Below are 17,500 nucleotides of genomic sequence, written 5' to 3' on the forward strand. Positions count from 1 at the left end.
ACGGCGTATTGCCCAAAATAACTATTGGCATTAACAATGCGAGTGATTATCATCTGCATTAAGTCGCGGATCACGCCATGGAGCGTCGGATGGTTTCGGGTCGCCTGCTGGTTTTCGCCCTGCTTCTCGGCCTGTGCGCCAGCGCCCTGCAGAGCATCGCCTCGGTGAACGACGCGGCCGGAATCGACACCATCTGCTCCAGCGGCCGGCAATAGGCAAGGAGGCACCTAATGTACGTCTGTCTCTGTCACGGCTTCACCGACCGCCAGGTCCGCGCCGCCGTCACCGAAGGCGCCGGCAGCCCCCAGGCGGTGTTTCGCCACCTCGACTCCAAGCCGCGCTGCGGCAAATGCGTCTCCACCGTCCGCGAACTGGTGGATGAGAGCAAGGGCGGTTGCGGCGGCGGCCAGGGCGGCTGTCCCTGCGGCAAGCGGGGATGATGGGGCGACACCCACACTGAAACGGGGCCTTTCGGCCCCGTTTTCTTGTTCACTCGTCGTCGTAGCGGCCCGGACAGGGCGGCAGGGTCGACAGGATGTCGCCGCCGTCCGGCTCGCCCATGGCCTTGGCCTTGAGCACCCGGCGCATGATCTTGCCCGAATTGGTCTTGGGCAGTTCCTCGACGAAGTGGATTTCGCGCGGCGCCATCCCCGCCCCCAGTTCCTGGCGGGCATAGGAGATCAGCTCGGCGCGCAACGCGTCGCCGGCCTCGAAGCCGGGATTGAGCGAGACGAAGGCCACCGGCACCTCGCGCACCAGCATGTCGGGCTTGCCCACCACGCCGATCTCGGCCACCGCCGGATGGTCCATCAGGCTGCCTTCCACCTCGAAGGGGCCGATCTGCAGGCCGCCGCACTTGATCATGTCGTCGGCGCGGCCGACGAACCAGATGAAGCCGTCCTTGTCGCGCTTGACCAGGTCGCCGGTGAAGTACCAGCCGTCGCGGAAGCAATCGCCGTAACGGGTCTCCTCGCCCAGGGCGCCGGAGAACATGGAGGGCCAGCAGGTGCGGATGGCCAGTTCGCCCACCACGTCAATGCCGTCCACCTGTTTCGGCGTGCCGGCCTCGCAACGCATGATCACCGCCTCGACACCCGGCAGGGGCCGGCCCATGCTGCCCGGCCGCCGGTCGGTGCCGGGGCCGTTGGCGATGGTGATGGCGCCGGTCTCGGTCTGCCACCAGGTATCCAGGAACGGCACGCCCAGCGCCTTCTGCCCCCACATCACCGCCTCGGCGTTGAGGGGCTCACCGACGCTGGCCGCCACGCGAAGCGAATTCTCGCGGTAGGAGCGGGCAAGGGCGGCGCCATAGCGCATCATGGTGCGGATGGCGGTCGGCGTGGTGTACCAGGCGGTCACCTTCTCGTCATGCAGGATGCCGTACCAGCGCCGGGGCTCCAGTTCGGCCTCGTCGGCGACCAGGGCGGCGCCGCAGACCAGCGGCGCGATGATGCCGTAGGAGGTGCTGGTCACCCAGCCGGGATCGGCGGTGCACCAGAACACGTCGGCCTCGGTCAGGCCGAACACCTTGCGCCCGGTGACCAGATGGGCCAGCACCGCCCGATGGGGATGCAGCACGCCCTTGGGCGTGCCGGTGGTGCCGCTGGTGAAGTGCAGGAAGGCCGGCGCGTCGGGGGTGGTCGGCACCGCCTCCATGGGCTGGGCGGCGGCCACCAGGGCGCGAAGATCGGCGCACCCCTGCGGCAGGACGGCAATCGCACCATCCTCGCCGACCAGCAGAACCTGACGCAGGTGCGGCAGGGCGGCACGCGACGACGCCACCTTGCGGGCATAGAGTTCATCCGAGGTGATGAGGATGGCGGCCTTGCCCAGTTCCAGTCGGGCCTTGATGGGACCGGGGCCGAAGGCGGCGAACAGCGGGCAATAGACGCCGCCGGCCTTCCAGATGCCCAGCGCCGCGCCGTAGAGTTCGGGAATCCGGCCCAGCAGTACGGCGACGGTCTCGCCCGGCTCGAGCCCCTGCCCGGCCAGCACCCGGGCGATACGCCCCGATTGCTCGGCCAGTTCGCCATAGGTGATGTCGCGCCGTTCCTGGCGGCGGCCCAGCCAGCTGATGGCGGTCGCCGCGCCGCGGCCCAGGCGCACATGGCGATCGGCGCAGACCGAACCGATGTTCAGGGCGCCGTCCGGCGCCCCCGCCAGTTCGGCCAAGGCGTCGTTCCACCGAAAAGCGGCATCATCCCACGCCCCGGCCTCAGCCGCCGAAGCTGTTGCAGCAATGGTCTTGCCCGGCTTGGCCGAAACCATGCGTCCTCCCAGACTCTATCCTGATCGACGACCCCTTCGGGCGATCCCGCGCCCCAAGGCTCCCGCCCCGTTGATTGCCGTCATTCTGTCCGCCTCGGACGGCGTGTGCAACAAAAGGAATTGCAGGGCACCGATGCAGCAAGATTATGAATTGTATTGCTGAACTGCTGCGCCGCGAAACGCTACCGGGAGTTAGCGGCGGACAGGGGGCCGCCCTCGGACAGCGTCGCCGCGATGCGCTCGCCGATGGCCTTGTTGAAGGCCGGCGAATAGTGGATGGCGTCGATATAGGCGTTGCCCTCGAGGGGCTCCAGCTCGGCCAGCCACAGCAGCCCCTTGTCCCACAACAGGCCGTTGGCCTTCATCTCGGCCATGCGGGGATAGCCGCGCGCCGCATTCATGTGATAGCCCAGCGCCTCCTCCTTGACCGGGAAGGGACGCTTGCGGTTGTCATAGGAATAGGTGGGCACCGGCTGCTGCACGAACAGCACCCTGAAGCCCAGCCGCTCGGCCATGGCGTCGATCATGCGGCGGTTGGTGTCGAGACGGCGGATCACCGCGTCCACCTCGGCGTCGGTCTCGCAGAACCGCCCCCATTCGCGCACCAGCACCGACTTGTCGCCGGCCAGGTGACGGATCATCTGCAGCACATGGGACCGGGCCGCCAGTTCCCGCCACAGCGGCTGGCGCGACCGGGCCTGGGTGATCTGGGACAGGCGCTCGTTCCAGGCGCTGCTGTCGGGCACGGCGCAGTGATAGAAATCGGCGTCGCCGTCGACGAACACCGCCACGTCCGGCTTGATGCCGGCGGTCAGCAGCCGCTCCAGCGCGATGCGCTCCTGGGTGGAGTGATAGGAGACGGTGCCGAAATTGAACACCTTGACGTCACCGAACCCCGCCGCGCCCAGCGCCCGCTCCAGGTGGGCGGGAATGGTCTCGTCGTCGGCCACACCGGCCCCCAGGGTGGTGGAGCCGCCGAACACGAAGACCTTCGGCCCCTCGGCGGCCAGATCGGGCCGGCCGGCGCCGTTACCGCGGATTCCGTCGTCGGAGACGGTGAAATGCGCCCCCTGATAGGGCGCCGTGCGGTATTCGACGAAGGGGGTGTAGACGGTATCGAACTGCCGCCAGCCCTGCTTCAGGAGGTCGCGGTAGCGGGCCACGTCCTCGGCGTTGTAGAGCTTGCGCAGATCGTCGTCGCTCAGTTGGACGGCAAAGGCCGGGCGCTTGTCGCGGATCAGCTTCACCACCCAGCCCGCCACCAGTTCCAGCCCGCCGATTCCCACCACCAGGGCCAGCAGCAGCAGGCCCAGGACCGAGAACAGCCGGCGGAACGGATTGGTGCGGTTGCGGCGCATGGAAAAGCCCTTTCGGAAACGGCGCCTCCTGATACCTTGAACACCAAGGCGCGCGCAACGTGGAGACGCGATACATGTTTGAGCTTAACCCCAGAATCGCGGCGGATACCATCCCGGTGACCGAATGGCCGCTCTGCCGGGTGCTGCTGATGAACGACAGCGCCTATCCCTGGCTGCTGCTGGTCCCTCGGCGCCCCGGCGTGGTGGAGATCACCGATCTGGCGCCCGAGGACCAGCATGCCCTGCTGGATGAAATCGGGCGAGCCTCGACGGCGCTGCGCCGGGCGGTGGCGCCGCACCGCATCAACGTCGCGGCCCTGGGCAACGTGGTGGCCCAGTTGCACGTCCACGTCATCGCCCGCAACATCGGGGACGCCGCCTGGCCCAAGCCGGTGTGGGGCGCCGTTCCCGCCTCTCCCTACACGCCCGAGGCGCTGGAGGCCCGGCTGGCCGCCTTGCGGGCGGCGCTGCAGACCCCGTAAAGACGGCCCGACACCCTGCCCCCCCTGACGGACGGCCCGTCCCGCGTGGACGCGCCCTTCAGGGAGGATGCTGCACCCGCTAACTCGACAGTATACGCACTTTTTATATGACAAAAGATATCGTTTTTGCGGTGCAATATTTCCACAACCGCGCCAGCCAGACCCCAAAAATAGTAGGAAATACCCCGTATATTCGGGATTTATCAGAAAACACCCCCTCATCACCCCTAGAGTCCGTCCGGATAATCGCCCCTAAAAATATTGACAGTATGCCTACTAATATGGTGACAATACCCCTGCGCAGAAAAAGGCCTTGGGCCGAGCACCGATTAGAGAGGGAGGAGCGAAATGGCGTTGGACGATTCAGCCTTGGTGGCCGCCATTGCCGACATGGACGAGGACGTGGCTCTCGAACTGGCGCGCGGCGCGCTGAACGACGGATGCGAGCCCCAGCACATTCTGGATTTGTGCCGCGCCGCCATGGACATCGTCGGCGCGCGCTTCGAGCAGGGGGAGTACTTCCTGCCCGAGTTGATGATGGCCGGCGAAATGCTCGAGCAGATCGGCGCCATGGTGAAGCCCCTGATGCTGGCCGGCGAAGCCGATGCCGCGGCGTCGGCCGGGCCGGTGGTGATGATCGGCACGGTCCACGGCGACCTCCACGACATCGGCAAGAACATCGTCACCTTCATGCTGGAGGTGAACGGCTTCAAGGTGGTCGATCTGGGGATCGACGTGCCGGTGAAGACCTTCATCGACAAGATCAAGGAGCACCAGCCGGTGGTGGTCGGCCTCTCGGGCTTCCTGACGCTGGCCTTCGATTCCATGAAGGAAACCGTCGACGCCATCGCCGCCGCCGGCCTGCGCGACAGCCTCAAGATCATGATCGGCGGCGGCCAGGTGGACGAGACCGTCCGCGCCTATACCGGCGCCGACGCCTTCGGCCTCAACGCCATGGCGGCGGTGTCGCTGTGCCAGGAATGGCTGGGCCGGGCCAAGGCCGCCTGATGGAGACCCCCACCATGACCGATACCGTCCAGACTCCCGAGGCCAAGGCCGCCTATGACGCCCGCTGGGCCCGCGTCATGGATTGCGTCCAACTGCGCCGGCCCGACCGCATGCCCATCGGCATGCAGCCCACCTTCTGGCTGGCCAAGTACGGCGGCATGACCTGCCGCGAGCTGATGTACGACTATGAGCGGACCGCCGCCGTGGCCGAACGGGCCATCCTGGAGTTCGAGCCTGACTGCCACAGCCCCATGTTCCTGGCCAGCGCCTCGGGGCGCGCCCTGGAGGCCATGGACTTCAAGCAATTGCAGTGGCCGGGCCATGGGGTCGGCGACAACCAGCCGTTCCAGTATCTCGACCGGGAATACATGAAGGCCGACGAGTACGACGAATTCCTGGAAGACCCCACCGGCTTCTATTTCCGCAAATACCTGCCCCGGGTGGCGGGCGTGTTCGAGGGGCTCGACGAACTGCCCACCCTTCCCGGCATGTACTACACCCGCCTGGTGATGGGCTCCCGCGCCTTCGCCAAGCCCGCCGTGCGCCAGGCCCTGGAGCGGATGGTCACCGCCGGGGAGGAGGCCGAGCGGCTGTTCAACCGCCACATGGCCTTCGAGAACAAGATGACGGCGCTGGGCTATCCCGCCTCCTACATGTTCTCGTCCATCTCGCCCTACGACTACATCGCCGACTATTTCCGCGGCGCCAAGCAGATCATGACCGATCTGTTCCGCCGCAAGGACAAGCTGCACCAGATGCTGGAGAAGGTGCGGATCATCATCACCAGGACCACCATCGAGGCGGTCAAGGCGTCGGGCAATCCCTTCGTGTTCATCCCCACCCACTGGGCCCCCGATTCCTTCATGTCGGACCAGCAGTTCATGACCTTCTGGTGGCCGCCCTTCCGCCAGATGCTGCTGGACCTGATCGCCGCCGACATCATCCCCATCCCCATGTGGGAGAGCGACTGCACCAAGCGGCTCGAACACATCGCCGACATTCCCGCCGGCAAGTGCATCTACTGGTTCGAGCGCACCGACATGGTCAAGGCCTTCGAGGTGCTGGGCGACGTGGTGGCGCTGCGCGGCAACCTGTCGCCGTCGATGATGACCACCGGCCAGCCCCACGAGGTGGACGCCGCCGTCAAGCATCTGGTGGACAACGTCTTCAACAAGGGCGGCAGCCTGATCCTCGACTGCGCGTTCGGCATTCCCGACGAAACCCCGGTGGAGAACGTGCGGGCCATGTTCGACGCCGCCCGCAAATACGGCGGCTGAGATGACCCCCGCCCGCTGGCATCAGGCTCTTTCGCTGCTGCGCCCCCTGGTGAGCCTGATCGGGCGCCGGCGGCTGGAGCAGCCTTTGGCCTGGGCCGAGCGGGCGTTGAAGCGGCGGCTGTTCGGCTGCCGCATGTGCGGCCAGTGCGCGCTGGACGCCACCGGCATGGGCTGCCCCATGCGTTGTCCCAAGGGATTGCGCAACGGCCCGTGCGGCGGCGTGCGGTCCAACGGCACCTGCGAGCTGGATGCCTCCATGGCCTGCGCCTGGAAGGACATCTGGTCGCGGCTGGACGGGGAATTGCCGCCGCGCCAGCCGCTGCTCGACCATCGCCGGGCCGGCCGGTCCGCCTGGCTGGCCGAGATTCTCGACCCCAAGCCGGCGGCCCCCGACCTGCCGCCCGACCGGGCGTTCGCCAAGGGACGGCTGCAGGCCAGGCTGGAGGCCGGCGACTTCGTGGTCACCGCCGAGATCGGCCCCGGCACCGCCGCCGACGGTTCGGCCCTGCTGGCCCAGGCCGGCAAGCTGGGCCCCTGGGTCGACGCCATCAACGTCACCGACGGATCGGCGGCCCATTGCGCCCTGTCCAGCATGGCCGCCGCCGCCCTGCTGCGCCGCGCCGGCCATGACGCGGTGATGCAGATGACCTGCCGCGACCGCAACCGCATCGCGCTGCAGAACGATCTGCTGGGCGCCGCCGCCCTGGGCATCGAGAACGTGGTCTGCCTGACCGGTGACGGCGTGCTCAACGGCGACCATCCCGAGGCCAAGCCGGTCTTCGACCTGGACGCGGTGGCCCTGGTCGCCACCGCCAAGACCCTGCGCGACGGCGGGCGCTTCCTGTCGGGCCGCGCCCTGACGGTGCCGCCCGGCTATTTCATCGGGGCGGTGGATAATCCCTTCGCCCCGCCCGAGCCCGCCCGGGTCCAGCGGCTGGCCGCCAAGGTGGCCGCCGGCGCCCAGTTCGTCCAGACCCAGTACGTTTTCGACATCCCGGCTTTCACCTTGTACATGGAACGGCTGCGGGCCGCCGGGCTGCACCGCCGCTGCCACGTCATCGCCGGGGTGGGCATGGTGGCCTCGGCGCGGACCGCCCGCTGGCTGACCGCCAAGGTGCCGGGGGTGCGCATCCCCGACGGCGTGGTGCGCCGGCTGGAACAGGCCGCCGACCCGGTGGCCGAGGGCGCCGCCCTGGCGGTGGAGCTGATCGGCGCCCTGCGCCGGATCGACGGCGTGGCCGGGGTCCATCTGATGTTCCACCATCACCTGGAGATGATCGAGGGCGTCATCACCGCGGCCGGCCTTGCCGGCCCGCGTCAGCGCCGGCGGGTAGCATGATGCGGATCGATCCCGCCCGCCTCGCCCGGGGATTGGCGCGCCAGGCCATGGCCTCGGTCCAGACCAGCGCGCGCCCGGCGGTCACCCGCCGCCTGCACGGACTGGCCGCCGAGATGGAGACCCTGCTGATGCCACGGGCCTCGGTCCGGGTGGTTTCCGCCCGGATGGAGGGGCGTGATTGCCTGCGCCTGGCGGACGGGCCGGAACTGAGGGGCAGCTTCGTCAACCGCTTCAAGGGCGCCCGCAAGGCGGCGGTGGTGTTCGCCACCCTGGGCCCGGCCTTCGCCGAGCATACCTCCGCCTGCTTCGCCCGCGGCGCGGCGGTGGAAGCCGCCCTGTACGACCAGATCGGCACCAAGGCGGTGTGGCGGCTGGGCCAGCGGCTGCTGGCCGGCCTGCGCCTCGAGGCGCGCAAGGACGGCCTGCGGGCCGGCGGCGCGCTGTTTCCCGGCGACCCCGGCCTGCCGCTGTCCGCCCAGTCGGTGCTGGCCGAAATCGGCCGTCCGGCCGACGCCGGAATCGAAGTGGTGGCGGGCGGCCTGCTGTCGCCGCTGAAATCCCTGTCCATGGTGGTGGCGCTGGGCGACGACCTGAAGCGCTGGAGCCGCCTCAGCTCGTGCCGGGAATGCCGTTATTTCGAACGCTGCCGCAAGCCGGCGGAAACCCGTCAGGTCTGCCGATGAGCATCCGCGTCTCCTTCCAGCCCTCGGGGATCGACGGCGGCGCGCCCGCCGGCGAATTGCTGCTGGAGACGGCGCGGCGCCTGGGCGCGCGGATCGGAGCCAGCTGTGGCGGGCGGGGCAAGTGCCGTTCCTGCGCCATCCGCCTGGAAGGCGATCATCTGCCCGAGGCATCGGCCCCCGACCGCGAGGTCTTTTCCGCCGCCGAGCTGGAGTCCGGCTGGCGCCGCGCCTGCCAGACCCGGATTTCCCAGTCCTGCCGGGTTCACGTCTCGGCCCGCACCCACGGCGCGGCGGTGATGCACGGCCAGGCCATGACCGCCACCCGCGTCGGCATCGCCGAACCGGTCGCGGCGTCCGGCCTCGGCCTGGCGGTGGATCTGGGCACCACCAACCTCGCCGCCTCGCTGATCGATCTGGAGACCGGCGCGGTGGTGGCCCAGGCGGCGCTGGAAAATCCCCAGGCCATCTACGGCGGCGACGTCATCAGCCGGGGAGGGCGGGCGCTTCGCGACCCCGAGGCGGCGGGCGAGCTGCGCCGTCTGGCGGTGACGGCGATCGCCGCCCTGGCCCACACCGTGACCGGCGGCCGACCCGAGACCGTGCATCATCTCGCGGTGGTGGGCAATTCGGTGATGCAGCACCTGCTGCTGGGGCTGGCGGTGGAGGGGCTGGTCAAGGCGCCCTACCGCCCGCTGCTGTCGGAGGCCCACGACCGGCCGGCCGAGGATTTCGGCCTCGCCCCCGGCGCCCGGCTGCATGTGGGCCCCAACATCGCCGGCTTTGTCGGCAGCGACCACGTGGCGGCCCTGCTGGACGTCCTGGATTCAGAGCCCCAGGGCTGCTGGGCCCTGCTGGACATCGGCACCAACACAGAGATTTCGCTCTTCCGGGATGGGCGGCTGGTCAGCGCCTCCTGCCCGTCGGGGCCGGCCTTCGAGGGCGGCGCGCTGACCTGCGGCATGCGGGCCGCGCCGGGTGCGGTGGAGCGGGTCCGCATCCATGGCGACCGTGCCGATTTCGGCGTCATCGGCGACGCCGACCCGGTGGGGCTGTGCGGATCGGGCGTGCTGTCGCTGATGGCGGAGCTGCGCAAGGCCGGGATCGTCGACCGGCGGGGGCGGCTCGGCGGCGACCATCCCCTGGTGCGCGAACGCGGCCACGTCCGCGAGGTGGTCCTGGCCGGCGAGGCCGAGACCGGCGGGCCGCCGGTGACCTTCACCCAGGCCGATATCCGCAACGTGCAGTTGGCCAAGGCCGCCATCCGCGCCGGCCTCGACCTGATGCTGGAGCACGAGGGAATCGGCCCGGCCGCTCTCGACCGGGTGCTGGTGGCCGGCGCCTTCGGCAAATACATCGACCTGGGCGACGCGGTGGCCATCGGCATGCTGCCCGACCTGGAGGCCGGGCGCTTCAGCCAACTGGGCAACGCGGCCGGTGCCGGGGTCGGCCGCATGCTGGCCTGCCACGGCGCCCGGCGGCGGGCCGGCGAAATCGCCAGAACCGCCCATCACCTGGACCTGGGAGCCCGCCCGGACTTCCAGAAACGCTTCATCGCCCGGATGGGTCTGTAACCAACGGAGGCTTTCCTTGAACGAGCAATGGACCATTATCGGCGAGCGCATCAATCCCGGCTTCAAGAGCACCAAGGCGCTGTTCGAGACCAAGGATATCGCCGGTATCCAGGCCCTGGCGGTCAGGCAGGCCGAGGCCGGCGCCCGCTACCTCAACGTCAATGCCGGCATGGCGGGCGAGAAGGATCACGGCTTCGCCCGCGACATGGTCAAGGCCATCCAGGAGGCAGTTCCCGTCCCGCTGTCGTTCGACTCCGCCTCGCCCGAGCTGCAGCGGATCTATCTCACCACCTACGACGCCGACAAGGCGGGTGGCGCCAAGCCCATGATCAACTCCATCGCCGAGACCCGCCTGGACATGCTGGACATGCTGGCCATCCGGCCCTGCAAGGTGATCGTCATGGCCTCGGAGCGCCTGGAGGACGGCGCCGGACGGCGCAACGTCAAGGCCCAGGACGTGATCGACGTGGCCCGGCGCATGGTGGCCCACACCGACCGGCTGGGGGTGCCCCACGACGACCTCGTCATCGACGTCTCGGTGAGCGCCATGGCCGCCGACAGCGAGGGCCTGACCCGCATGGCGCTGGACGCCATCCGGACGATCGGCTCCGATCCCGATCTGGCCGGGGTCCACATCACCGGCGGCATCAGCAATATCGGCCAGCAACTGCCGGCCAAGACCACCCAGGGCGCCGACCTCAAGCACAAGCTGGAATGCGCCTTCCTGACCATCGCCACCCCCCTGGGCTTCGACACCATCCTCGGCACGCCGTGGAAGGAGTACCATCTGCTGCCCGAGGACGATTTCGTCATGGAGGTCTTCCGCGACTTCATCACCCGCTCGGGCCTCGACGCCCTGCGTCAGGTCAGAAAGCTGTACAAGGCATGAAGCGCCTCGTCGTCGGCTCCTATTTCGATGGCGAGCGCCATCACGCGGACGGTCCCTACGCCATCCTCCACGAGAGCGGCGCCATCCTGGGCGTCGAGCGGGTGGAAGGCGGCGTCGACGCCCGGGATGGCGCCGCCTTCGCCATGCCCTCCCTGGTGGACGCCCATGTCCACATCTTCCTGGACGGCGCCGAGCTGGACCCGGCCCGGCGCAAGCAGGCCATGGCGGCGGGCGAGGCCGAATCCCTGGCCGTCGCCCGGACCAACGCCGAAGCCTCGTGGCGGGCCGGGCTCGGCCTGATCCGCGACGCCGGCGACCCGCGCGGCATCAACCACGCCGCCCGGCGGGAGCTGGCGGCGGCCGGCCATCCCATCCGGCTGCGCTCGCCCGGCCCGGCCCTCCACCGCCCCGGCCGCTACGGCTCGTTCCTGGGCGCCGCCATCGCCGAGGATAGCGACGCCGCCCGGGTGGTGTCGGAGCTGTGCCTGGACGCCGACGACATCAAGGTGCTGCTGACCGGGGTGATCGACTTCGCCAGCGGCACGGTCAAGGGCAAGCCCCAGTTCGACGAGGCCGCCGCCACCGCCATCGTCGCCGCCGCCCGCCGGCACGGCCGCCCCACCTTCGCCCATTGCAACGGGCCGGAAGGCCTCGCGGTGGCCATCCGGGCCGGCTTCGACTCCATCGAGCACGGTTACCTGATGGACGAGGAGAGCCTGCGGGCCATGGCCGGGGAAGGCATCGCCTGGACCCCCACCCTGGCCCCCGTAGCGGCGCAGCGCCATCTGGCGCCCGACGTCTCGGGCTTCGGTCCGGACATCCTCGCCTGTCTCGACACCATCCTGGCGCGGCATGCCGAATCCATCCTGCGGGCCGCCCAATTGGGGGTGGCGCTCTATTGCGGTTCCGACGCCGGCGGCCAGGGCGTGCCCCACGGCGGCGGCCTGGTGGACGAGATGCTGCTGCTGGCCGGGGCGGGCGTGCCCATGGAGACCCTGCTGGCCGGCGCCACCGCCCTGCCCCGCGCCCGCTGGGGCGAGCCGGCATCCCTGATCCGGGCGGGGGAAGCCTTCGACCCCGTGGTCATGCCCCACTCGCCCTTCCTCCAGCCCCAGGCCCTGCGCCAGGCCCGCCGGCCCCACAGCGGAGACCGATAAGCATGCCCGCCGCCGCCCTTGCCCTGTCCCCCACCCATCACGACATGCTCGGCCGCCCGGTGGCGGGGGCCATTCTGGAGGAGGTGGCGGCCGAGGCGGCCCGCCTCGCCGCCCTGGGACGGCCGCCCCGTCTGGTGTCCATGACCATCGGCGATACCGCCCCGGTGGAGGTGTACGTGCGCAACCAGCGCCGGGCGGCGGAGACGGCCGGTATCGGCTTCTCCTGCCTCGCCCTGCCGGCCGACGTCGCCCAGGCGCAGGCCCTGGCCGAGATCAGGCGGCTGAACGCGGACGATTCCGTCACCGGCATCATCCTGCAGCGCCCGGTGCCGCCGCACCTGTCGGTGAAATCCCTGCAAGGCGCCATCCTGCCGGCCAAGGACGTGGAGGGGATGCACCCCGCCTCCATCGGCAACATCGTCTACGGCAATTCCAGCATCGGCCCGTGCACCGCCCTGGCCTCGGTGGAGATGCTGCGCCGCACCGGCCTCAGGCTGGAAGGCCTGGAGGTGGTGGTGATCGGCCATTCCGAGATCGTCGGCAAGCCCATCGCCTTCCTGCTGATGGCCGAAGGCGCCACCGTCACCGTCTGCCACCACATGACCCGCTCGGTGGCCATGCATTCCAGGCGGGCCGACGCGGTGTTCGTCGCCGTGGGCCGGCCCCACCTGATCGGCCCCGACATGATCAAGCCCGGCGCCGTGGTCATCGACATCGGCATCAACCAGATCACCGATCCCCAGGGCCGCTCCCGGGTGGTGGGCGACGTGGACACCGACGCGGTGCGCGGCGTGGCCGGCTGGATCACTCCGGTTCCGGGAGGAGTCGGACCGGTCACCGTCGCCATGCTGATGCGCAACGCCGTGCGCGCCGCCGGCCTGAACCGGCCCGCCGCGGTTGCGGCGGCGGCGGCCGTCGACCGGGTGCTGGTGGAAGGATTGGACCTGGAGATGTCCATCGGCCTGCATCCGTGGGAGATGAACGCGCTTCAGCCGGTCCGCATCGATCTGGAGATCGACTGCGAACGCCGCCCGCTGGGGGCGGAACCGGTGGTCTGCTACGAGCGGCTCAGCCGGCGGGTACGGGATCTGGCCGCCGCCGGCCATGTTGAACTGGTCGAAACCCTGGCCGAACGCATCGCGGGGCTTTGCCTTGCCGATCCCCGCGTGCACCGAGCCGCCGTGTCGGTCCGCAAGACCAGTGCCATTCCCGGGACTTCCGCCGTGGGGGTGAAAGTCATCCGGGAGAAGACAGAAAAAGCAATGTGACAGAGAGGGAGGTTGTCATGATCGCAAAGTTTGTCGCTGGAGCCGCTGTGGCTGCCATGATGTGCGTCGGCGGGGGCCAAGGCGCCCGCGCCGCCGAGGATATCCGGATCGGCGCATTCCTGTCGGTGACGGGAGTGATGTCGCTGATGGGCGATCCGGAAAAACGGACCCTGGACATGCTGGTGGAGAAGATCAACGCCGAGGGCGGCGTTCTCGGCCGCAAGATCCAGCTGATCACCTATGACGACGGGTCCGAGCCGGAAAAGGCCACCACCTTCGTCAAGCGCCTGATCGACAACGACAAGGTCGACATCATCATCGGCGGATCGGGCACGCCCACCTCCATGGCGGTGCTGGGCCTGATCGAGCGCGCCGAGATGCCCTACATCTCCCTGGGCGGCGGGGTCAGCATCGTCGAACCGGTGCGCAAATGGGTGTTCAAGGTGCCGCCCACCGACCGCATGGCCGCCGACCGGGTCCTGGCGGAAATGAAGTCCCGCGGCCTGACCAAGATGGCGATCCTGTCGGAGAACGTCGGCTTCGGAAAGTCCGGGCACGACCACACCGTGGCCCTGGCGCCCAAATACGGCATCGAGATCGTCGCCGACGAGGTTTATTCCCCCAAGGACCCCGACGTGACCGCGCCACTCGCCAAGATCCGCTCCACTCCCGGCGTCCAGACCCTGTTCGTGTTCGGCAGCGGCAACGGCCCGGCGGTGGTGACCAAGAATATCCGCCAGCTCAACCTCAACATTCCGGTCTATCAGTCCCCCGGGGTGGCGTCGCGGGAGTTCCTGCGGCTGGTGGGCAACGCCGCCGACGGCATGCGCCTGGCGGCCGGCGCGCTGATCGTCGCCGAGCAGCTTCCCGCCAACGATCCCCAGCGGCCGGTGGTGGTCAACTTCAAGCGCATGTTCGAGGAAAGGAACAAGCCCATGGACGTCAGCACCCTGGCGGGACACGGCTGGGATTCGCTGATGATCGTCACCGAGGCCATCAAGCGGGCCGGCGGCACCGACAAGGCCAAGGTCAGGGACGAGATCGAGAAGACCAGGAACTTCATCGGCACGGCGGGCATGGTCAACATGTCGCCCACCGACCATCTGGGCCTGGGCGACGACGCCTATCACATGATCGAGGTCAGGAACGGCGACTGGGTCCTGAGCAACCGGCCCCTGTAACCCCGCGAGAGGTTGCCGCCGGCCGGGCCCGCCCCCGGCCGGCGGCGCCAATCCGGACCGGTGCCCCGGTGGTCTGGTGGAGGATCGCCAACGGCGCGACCAGCGGCGAGATGTCGCTTGGCCTCCTCCCCGGCGTCATTGGCCAGAAGCCCGTAAACAGCCTCAATTACCCATGGCTGTAGACGCCTTCAGCCTGATTCCCCGGCGGTCCTGACCGACGCTGCGATATCGGCGATAGACCGGAATAAAACCAGCGGATCGTCCTTCGACGGCAGGAAGCCTCGTCGCTCCCAGAAAGCGGCCGCATCAGGGTCGAGGGCATTGACCACCAATGCCCATCCGCCAATCAACCGGGCAGCTTGAACACACCGGATCAAGGCGTGGGCCAGAAGGCCGGTGCCGATACCTTGCCCGGCCCAACCCTGGTCGGTTGCCAATTGGCCCAGCAACAGACAGGGCACCGGGTTCGGTGGTTGCCCGGTCCAGATTGACGAAATCGCAATTGAGTTTCGCTGTATCGCCTGGGAACCCGGCGGGGTTGATGAAATTGTCTATCAGTGGCTGCGTCATGTCGAACGGCATGGTGGGTGACGTTGGGCGTTTCAACAGTTGACCATCCAGAGGCGGCCATCGAACGCCGCCTGCGGGCATTGTCCACGGACTATCCGTTCTCCCTGCCACTGGGCATGGACGAAGAGGGGCATAGCTACCTGCTCGGGGTCTTGGGCCTGTGCCGTGCCCAATGGCTGCTGACCGACAATGGTGGTGGTGATTTGACCCCGCTGCACTGCCGGACGATCTTGAACCATGTCGGCTACATCGCGGCAATCGCCTGGATGACCGATCCGGGTGATGCGATTCTGGTCCGGGCCGCCTGCCTTGGGAAGGTCCATGGCTGCTGAAGCAGTTTTCCGCTGCGGAAAACACCCGATCTGATCAGGAATGTGCCACAAAACGTGCCACAGACCTGTGCCACACGCCGGTCTCTGGCGAGTGCTAACTGCTTGATTTTATAGGAAAATCGCAGCCATGGCGTCCCCACGGGGATTCGAACCCCGGTTACCGCCGTGAGAGGGCGGTGTCCTAGGCCTCTAGACGATGGGGACGTCGAGGCGCGAGGCCCGCTTTATGTCGGAAAGACGGGGTCCTGGCAAGCTCTTTTTTCCGCCATTTCCATACGGACCGGAAACATCCGCCCGGCGGCGCGGTCCAGGCGGTGGGCCCGCATCTGAACGGCCTGCGGACGGCCGTCCGCGTCTGCGGCGGTTCCGACGATCAGCCAGATCAGATCCGGCTCCCAGGCCTGGGCCAGGTCCGTGGCCGAGGGGTGGGCGCTGCCATCGGGGTGGGAATGCCAGTGGCCGATCACCCGTTCTTGGGTGCCGCGCAGCGAGCGTTCGGCGGCGAAGCGGACCGCCGGGTCCAGTTCGAAGCGGTCGTTGCCTTCGGTCTTGAGAAGGTTGCCGGCAGGCACGACGCGAGTGACGGTGATCACCCGCCGTCCCCGGCCGATCAGCAGGCCGCAGCCTTCGGCCGGCCAAGCGGCCTCGGCGGCGGCGGCGATGGAGGCCATCTGTGTCGCCGAGAGGACCAGCATGGCGTCGCTCCTTCCCCGCCCCGTCAGCGGACTGCCGGCTCGGGGGTCAGCACGAAACCGCCCGCCACCTTGCCCTGGCCGGGATCGAGCACCAGGATGCGCTCGGACCCGCCGCCGGAGAGGCGCAGCACGACGCGCTCGCCGGCCACCACCATCTGCTCGACCCGCGAACCGGCGGGAACCGGCACCGCCAGCTGGCCGAATTCAGCCGCAGAGGCGGTCGCCATCGCGCCCGATGTGGCCGAGGGCGTTCCCTTCACCGGCGCTTTGCTGTAAAGCCCATAGCCGAGGAGGCCGAGACCGGCCAGCAGCAGCACCCCCAGGAATACCACCAACGTCTTGATCGCTCTCATGGTCCCCGCTTCAATCCCTGTTCATGGATGGACGTCCCCGTGTCCCAGCGCCTGACGCCCGCCGCCGTCGAGCCCGAGGAGGCCGGCACCCGCCTGGACCGCTGGCTGGCGGTCCGCCTGCCGGAGCTGTCGCGCACCCGCGTCAAGGCCCTGATCGAGGACGGCCGGGTCGGCCTGGACGGCACGACCATATCCGACCCCTCCCTCAGGGTCAAACCCGGCCAGTGCTTCGTCGTCGAGGTGCCCCCCGACGCCCCGGCCGAGCCCGAGCCCCAGGACATCGCGCTCACCGTGGTCTACGAGGACGAGGACCTCATCGTCATCGACAAGCCGGCCGGCATGGTGGTGCATCCCGCCCCCGGCAATCCCGACGAGACCCTGGTCAACGCCCTGCTGGCCCATTGCGGCGAGTCCCTGGCCGGCATCGGCGGCGTCCGGCGGCCCGGCATCGTCCACCGCATCGACAAGGACACCAGCGGCCTGCTGGTCGCCGCCAAGACCGACGCCGCCCACCGGGGGCTGGCCGCCCAGTTCGCCGCGCATACCCTGGAACGGGCCTATTGGGCCCTGGTGTGGGGCACGCCGTCGCCCCGCCAGGGCGAGATCGAGGGCAATATCGGCCGCAACCCCAACGACCGCAAGAAGATGGCGGTGGTCAGGAGCGGCGGCAAGCCGGCCCTGACCCGCTACCGGGTGCTGAAGAGTTTCGCCGGCGGCGCCGTCAGTCTGGTGGAATGCCGCCTGGCCACCGGGCGCACCCACCAGATCCGCGTCCACATGACCAGTCAGGGCCACCCCCTGATCGGCGATCCCGTCTATGGGCGCATTCGCAGTAGCCGGCGGGTGGTCCTACCACCTGAGGTGCGGGAAACCCTGGGCGGCTTCCCGCGCCAGGCCCTGCACGCCTACCTGCTTGGTTTTTCGCACCCTACTAAAGGATATGATATCCGATTCGAAAGCCGTATGCCTGCTGATATCAATGCATTGATACAGTTTTTAGAGGTTCTATAAAAAACGCCTATACTTGAGCCCAGAGCTATGACATTATCGTCTCATCAGCCGGTGACGA

General features: G+C 68.7%; 19 protein-coding genes and 1 tRNA gene. 14 read left to right on the forward strand and 6 right to left on the reverse strand.

Annotated elements, in window-relative coordinates:
- Positions 1–89: 89 nt before the first annotated feature.
- Together H261_RS26520 and H261_RS12250 are read left to right on the forward strand one after the other, a co-directional pair.
- On the forward strand, positions 90–215 hold the full coding sequence (locus H261_RS26520; protein ID WP_268743958.1) for a hypothetical protein: 126 nt from the start codon (positions 90–92) through the stop codon (positions 213–215).
- Between the two features lie 15 nt (positions 216–230).
- Positions 231–440, forward strand: a complete 210-nt coding sequence (locus H261_RS12250) for a (2Fe-2S)-binding protein (RefSeq protein WP_008617906.1) — start codon at positions 231–233, stop codon at positions 438–440.
- A 49-nt stretch (positions 441–489) separates the two neighbouring features.
- Here H261_RS12250 and H261_RS12255 read toward each other — a convergent pair whose 3' ends face one another.
- Together H261_RS12255 and H261_RS12260 are read right to left on the reverse strand one after the other, a co-directional pair.
- On the reverse strand, positions 490–2,268 hold the full coding sequence (locus H261_RS12255) for an AMP-binding protein (RefSeq protein WP_040476350.1): 1,779 nt from the start codon (positions 2,266–2,268) through the stop codon (positions 490–492).
- A gap of 182 nt (positions 2,269–2,450) precedes the next feature.
- The gene (locus H261_RS12260; protein ID WP_008617908.1) at positions 2,451–3,626 is read right to left on the reverse strand and encodes an SGNH/GDSL hydrolase family protein; all 1,176 of its coding nucleotides are present in this window, start codon (positions 3,624–3,626) and stop codon (positions 2,451–2,453) included.
- A gap of 74 nt (positions 3,627–3,700) precedes the next feature.
- On the opposite strand from H261_RS12260, the gene H261_RS12265 reads away from it, so the two are divergent.
- From H261_RS12265 to H261_RS12310, 10 genes are all read left to right on the forward strand, one after another.
- On the forward strand, positions 3,701–4,108 hold the full coding sequence (locus tag H261_RS12265; protein WP_008617909.1) for an HIT family protein: 408 nt from the start codon (positions 3,701–3,703) through the stop codon (positions 4,106–4,108).
- 348 nt (positions 4,109–4,456) lie between these two features.
- Positions 4,457–5,116 carry a cobalamin B12-binding domain-containing protein gene (locus tag H261_RS12270; protein WP_008617913.1) on the forward strand — a complete coding sequence of 220 codons (660 nt, stop codon included), beginning with the start codon at positions 4,457–4,459 and terminating at the stop codon, positions 5,114–5,116.
- A gap of 14 nt (positions 5,117–5,130) precedes the next feature.
- Positions 5,131–6,393 carry a uroporphyrinogen decarboxylase family protein gene (locus tag H261_RS12275; RefSeq protein WP_040476358.1) on the forward strand — a complete coding sequence of 421 codons (1,263 nt, stop codon included), beginning with the start codon at positions 5,131–5,133 and terminating at the stop codon, positions 6,391–6,393.
- 1 nt (position 6,394) lies between these two features.
- Positions 6,395–7,732, forward strand: a complete 1,338-nt coding sequence (locus H261_RS12280; protein ID WP_008617920.1) for a methylenetetrahydrofolate reductase C-terminal domain-containing protein — start codon at positions 6,395–6,397, stop codon at positions 7,730–7,732.
- Complete coding sequence (locus H261_RS12285; RefSeq protein WP_040476351.1) at positions 7,729–8,415, forward strand: hypothetical protein; 687 nt, start codon at positions 7,729–7,731, stop codon at positions 8,413–8,415. The genes H261_RS12280 and H261_RS12285 overlap by 4 nt, the downstream gene beginning before the upstream one ends.
- Positions 8,412–9,986 carry an ASKHA domain-containing protein gene (locus tag H261_RS12290; protein WP_008617925.1) on the forward strand — a complete coding sequence of 525 codons (1,575 nt, stop codon included), beginning with the start codon at positions 8,412–8,414 and terminating at the stop codon, positions 9,984–9,986. Before H261_RS12285 ends, H261_RS12290 begins: the two co-directional genes overlap by 4 nt.
- A gap of 16 nt (positions 9,987–10,002) precedes the next feature.
- Positions 10,003–10,875: a dihydropteroate synthase gene (locus H261_RS12295; protein ID WP_008617927.1), complete on the forward strand. Its 873-nt coding sequence runs from the start codon at positions 10,003–10,005 to the stop codon at positions 10,873–10,875.
- A complete protein-coding gene (locus tag H261_RS12300; protein WP_008617929.1) occupies positions 10,872–12,032 on the forward strand; it encodes an amidohydrolase family protein in 1,161 nt (386 codons plus the stop codon). Before H261_RS12295 ends, H261_RS12300 begins: the two co-directional genes overlap by 4 nt.
- A 2-nt stretch (positions 12,033–12,034) precedes the next feature.
- Entirely contained in the window at positions 12,035–13,300 is a 1,266-nt protein-coding gene (locus H261_RS12305) for a tetrahydrofolate dehydrogenase/cyclohydrolase catalytic domain-containing protein (protein WP_008617931.1), read from the forward strand.
- Between the two features lie 17 nt (positions 13,301–13,317).
- Complete coding sequence (locus H261_RS12310) at positions 13,318–14,481, forward strand: ABC transporter substrate-binding protein (protein WP_040476352.1); 1,164 nt, start codon at positions 13,318–13,320, stop codon at positions 14,479–14,481.
- Between the two features lie 188 nt (positions 14,482–14,669).
- Here the strand turns inward: H261_RS12310 and H261_RS12315 are convergent, their stop codons facing one another.
- Positions 14,670–14,942, reverse strand: a complete 273-nt coding sequence (locus tag H261_RS12315) for a GNAT family N-acetyltransferase (RefSeq protein ID WP_456095270.1) — start codon at positions 14,940–14,942, stop codon at positions 14,670–14,672.
- A gap of 126 nt (positions 14,943–15,068) precedes the next feature.
- On the opposite strand from H261_RS12315, the gene H261_RS12320 reads away from it, so the two are divergent.
- Positions 15,069–15,383 carry a hypothetical protein gene (locus tag H261_RS12320; RefSeq protein WP_235062918.1) on the forward strand — a complete coding sequence of 105 codons (315 nt, stop codon included), beginning with the start codon at positions 15,069–15,071 and terminating at the stop codon, positions 15,381–15,383.
- A gap of 128 nt (positions 15,384–15,511) precedes the next feature.
- Here H261_RS12320 and H261_RS12325 read toward each other — a convergent pair.
- The 3 genes from H261_RS12325 to H261_RS12335 form a co-directional block, all read right to left on the reverse strand.
- Positions 15,512–15,587: transfer RNA gene (locus tag H261_RS12325), tRNA-Glu, on the reverse strand.
- A gap of 20 nt (positions 15,588–15,607) precedes the next feature.
- Positions 15,608–16,078, reverse strand: coding sequence for a M67 family metallopeptidase (locus tag H261_RS12330; protein WP_008617935.1), 471 nt, complete (start codon positions 16,076–16,078; stop codon positions 15,608–15,610).
- 23 nt (positions 16,079–16,101) lie between these two features.
- Complete coding sequence (locus H261_RS12335; RefSeq protein WP_008617937.1) at positions 16,102–16,431, reverse strand: hypothetical protein; 330 nt, start codon at positions 16,429–16,431, stop codon at positions 16,102–16,104.
- A 27-nt stretch (positions 16,432–16,458) separates the two neighbouring features.
- Between H261_RS12335 and H261_RS12340 the strand changes: the two genes are divergently transcribed.
- Complete coding sequence (locus H261_RS12340) at positions 16,459–17,442, forward strand: RluA family pseudouridine synthase (protein ID WP_052004248.1); 984 nt, start codon at positions 16,459–16,461, stop codon at positions 17,440–17,442.
- The last annotated feature ends 58 nt before the right edge of the window (positions 17,443–17,500 follow it).

Source organism: Paramagnetospirillum caucaseum (assembly GCF_000342045.1).
GTDB lineage: Bacteria > Pseudomonadota > Alphaproteobacteria > Rhodospirillales > Magnetospirillaceae > Phaeospirillum > Phaeospirillum caucaseum.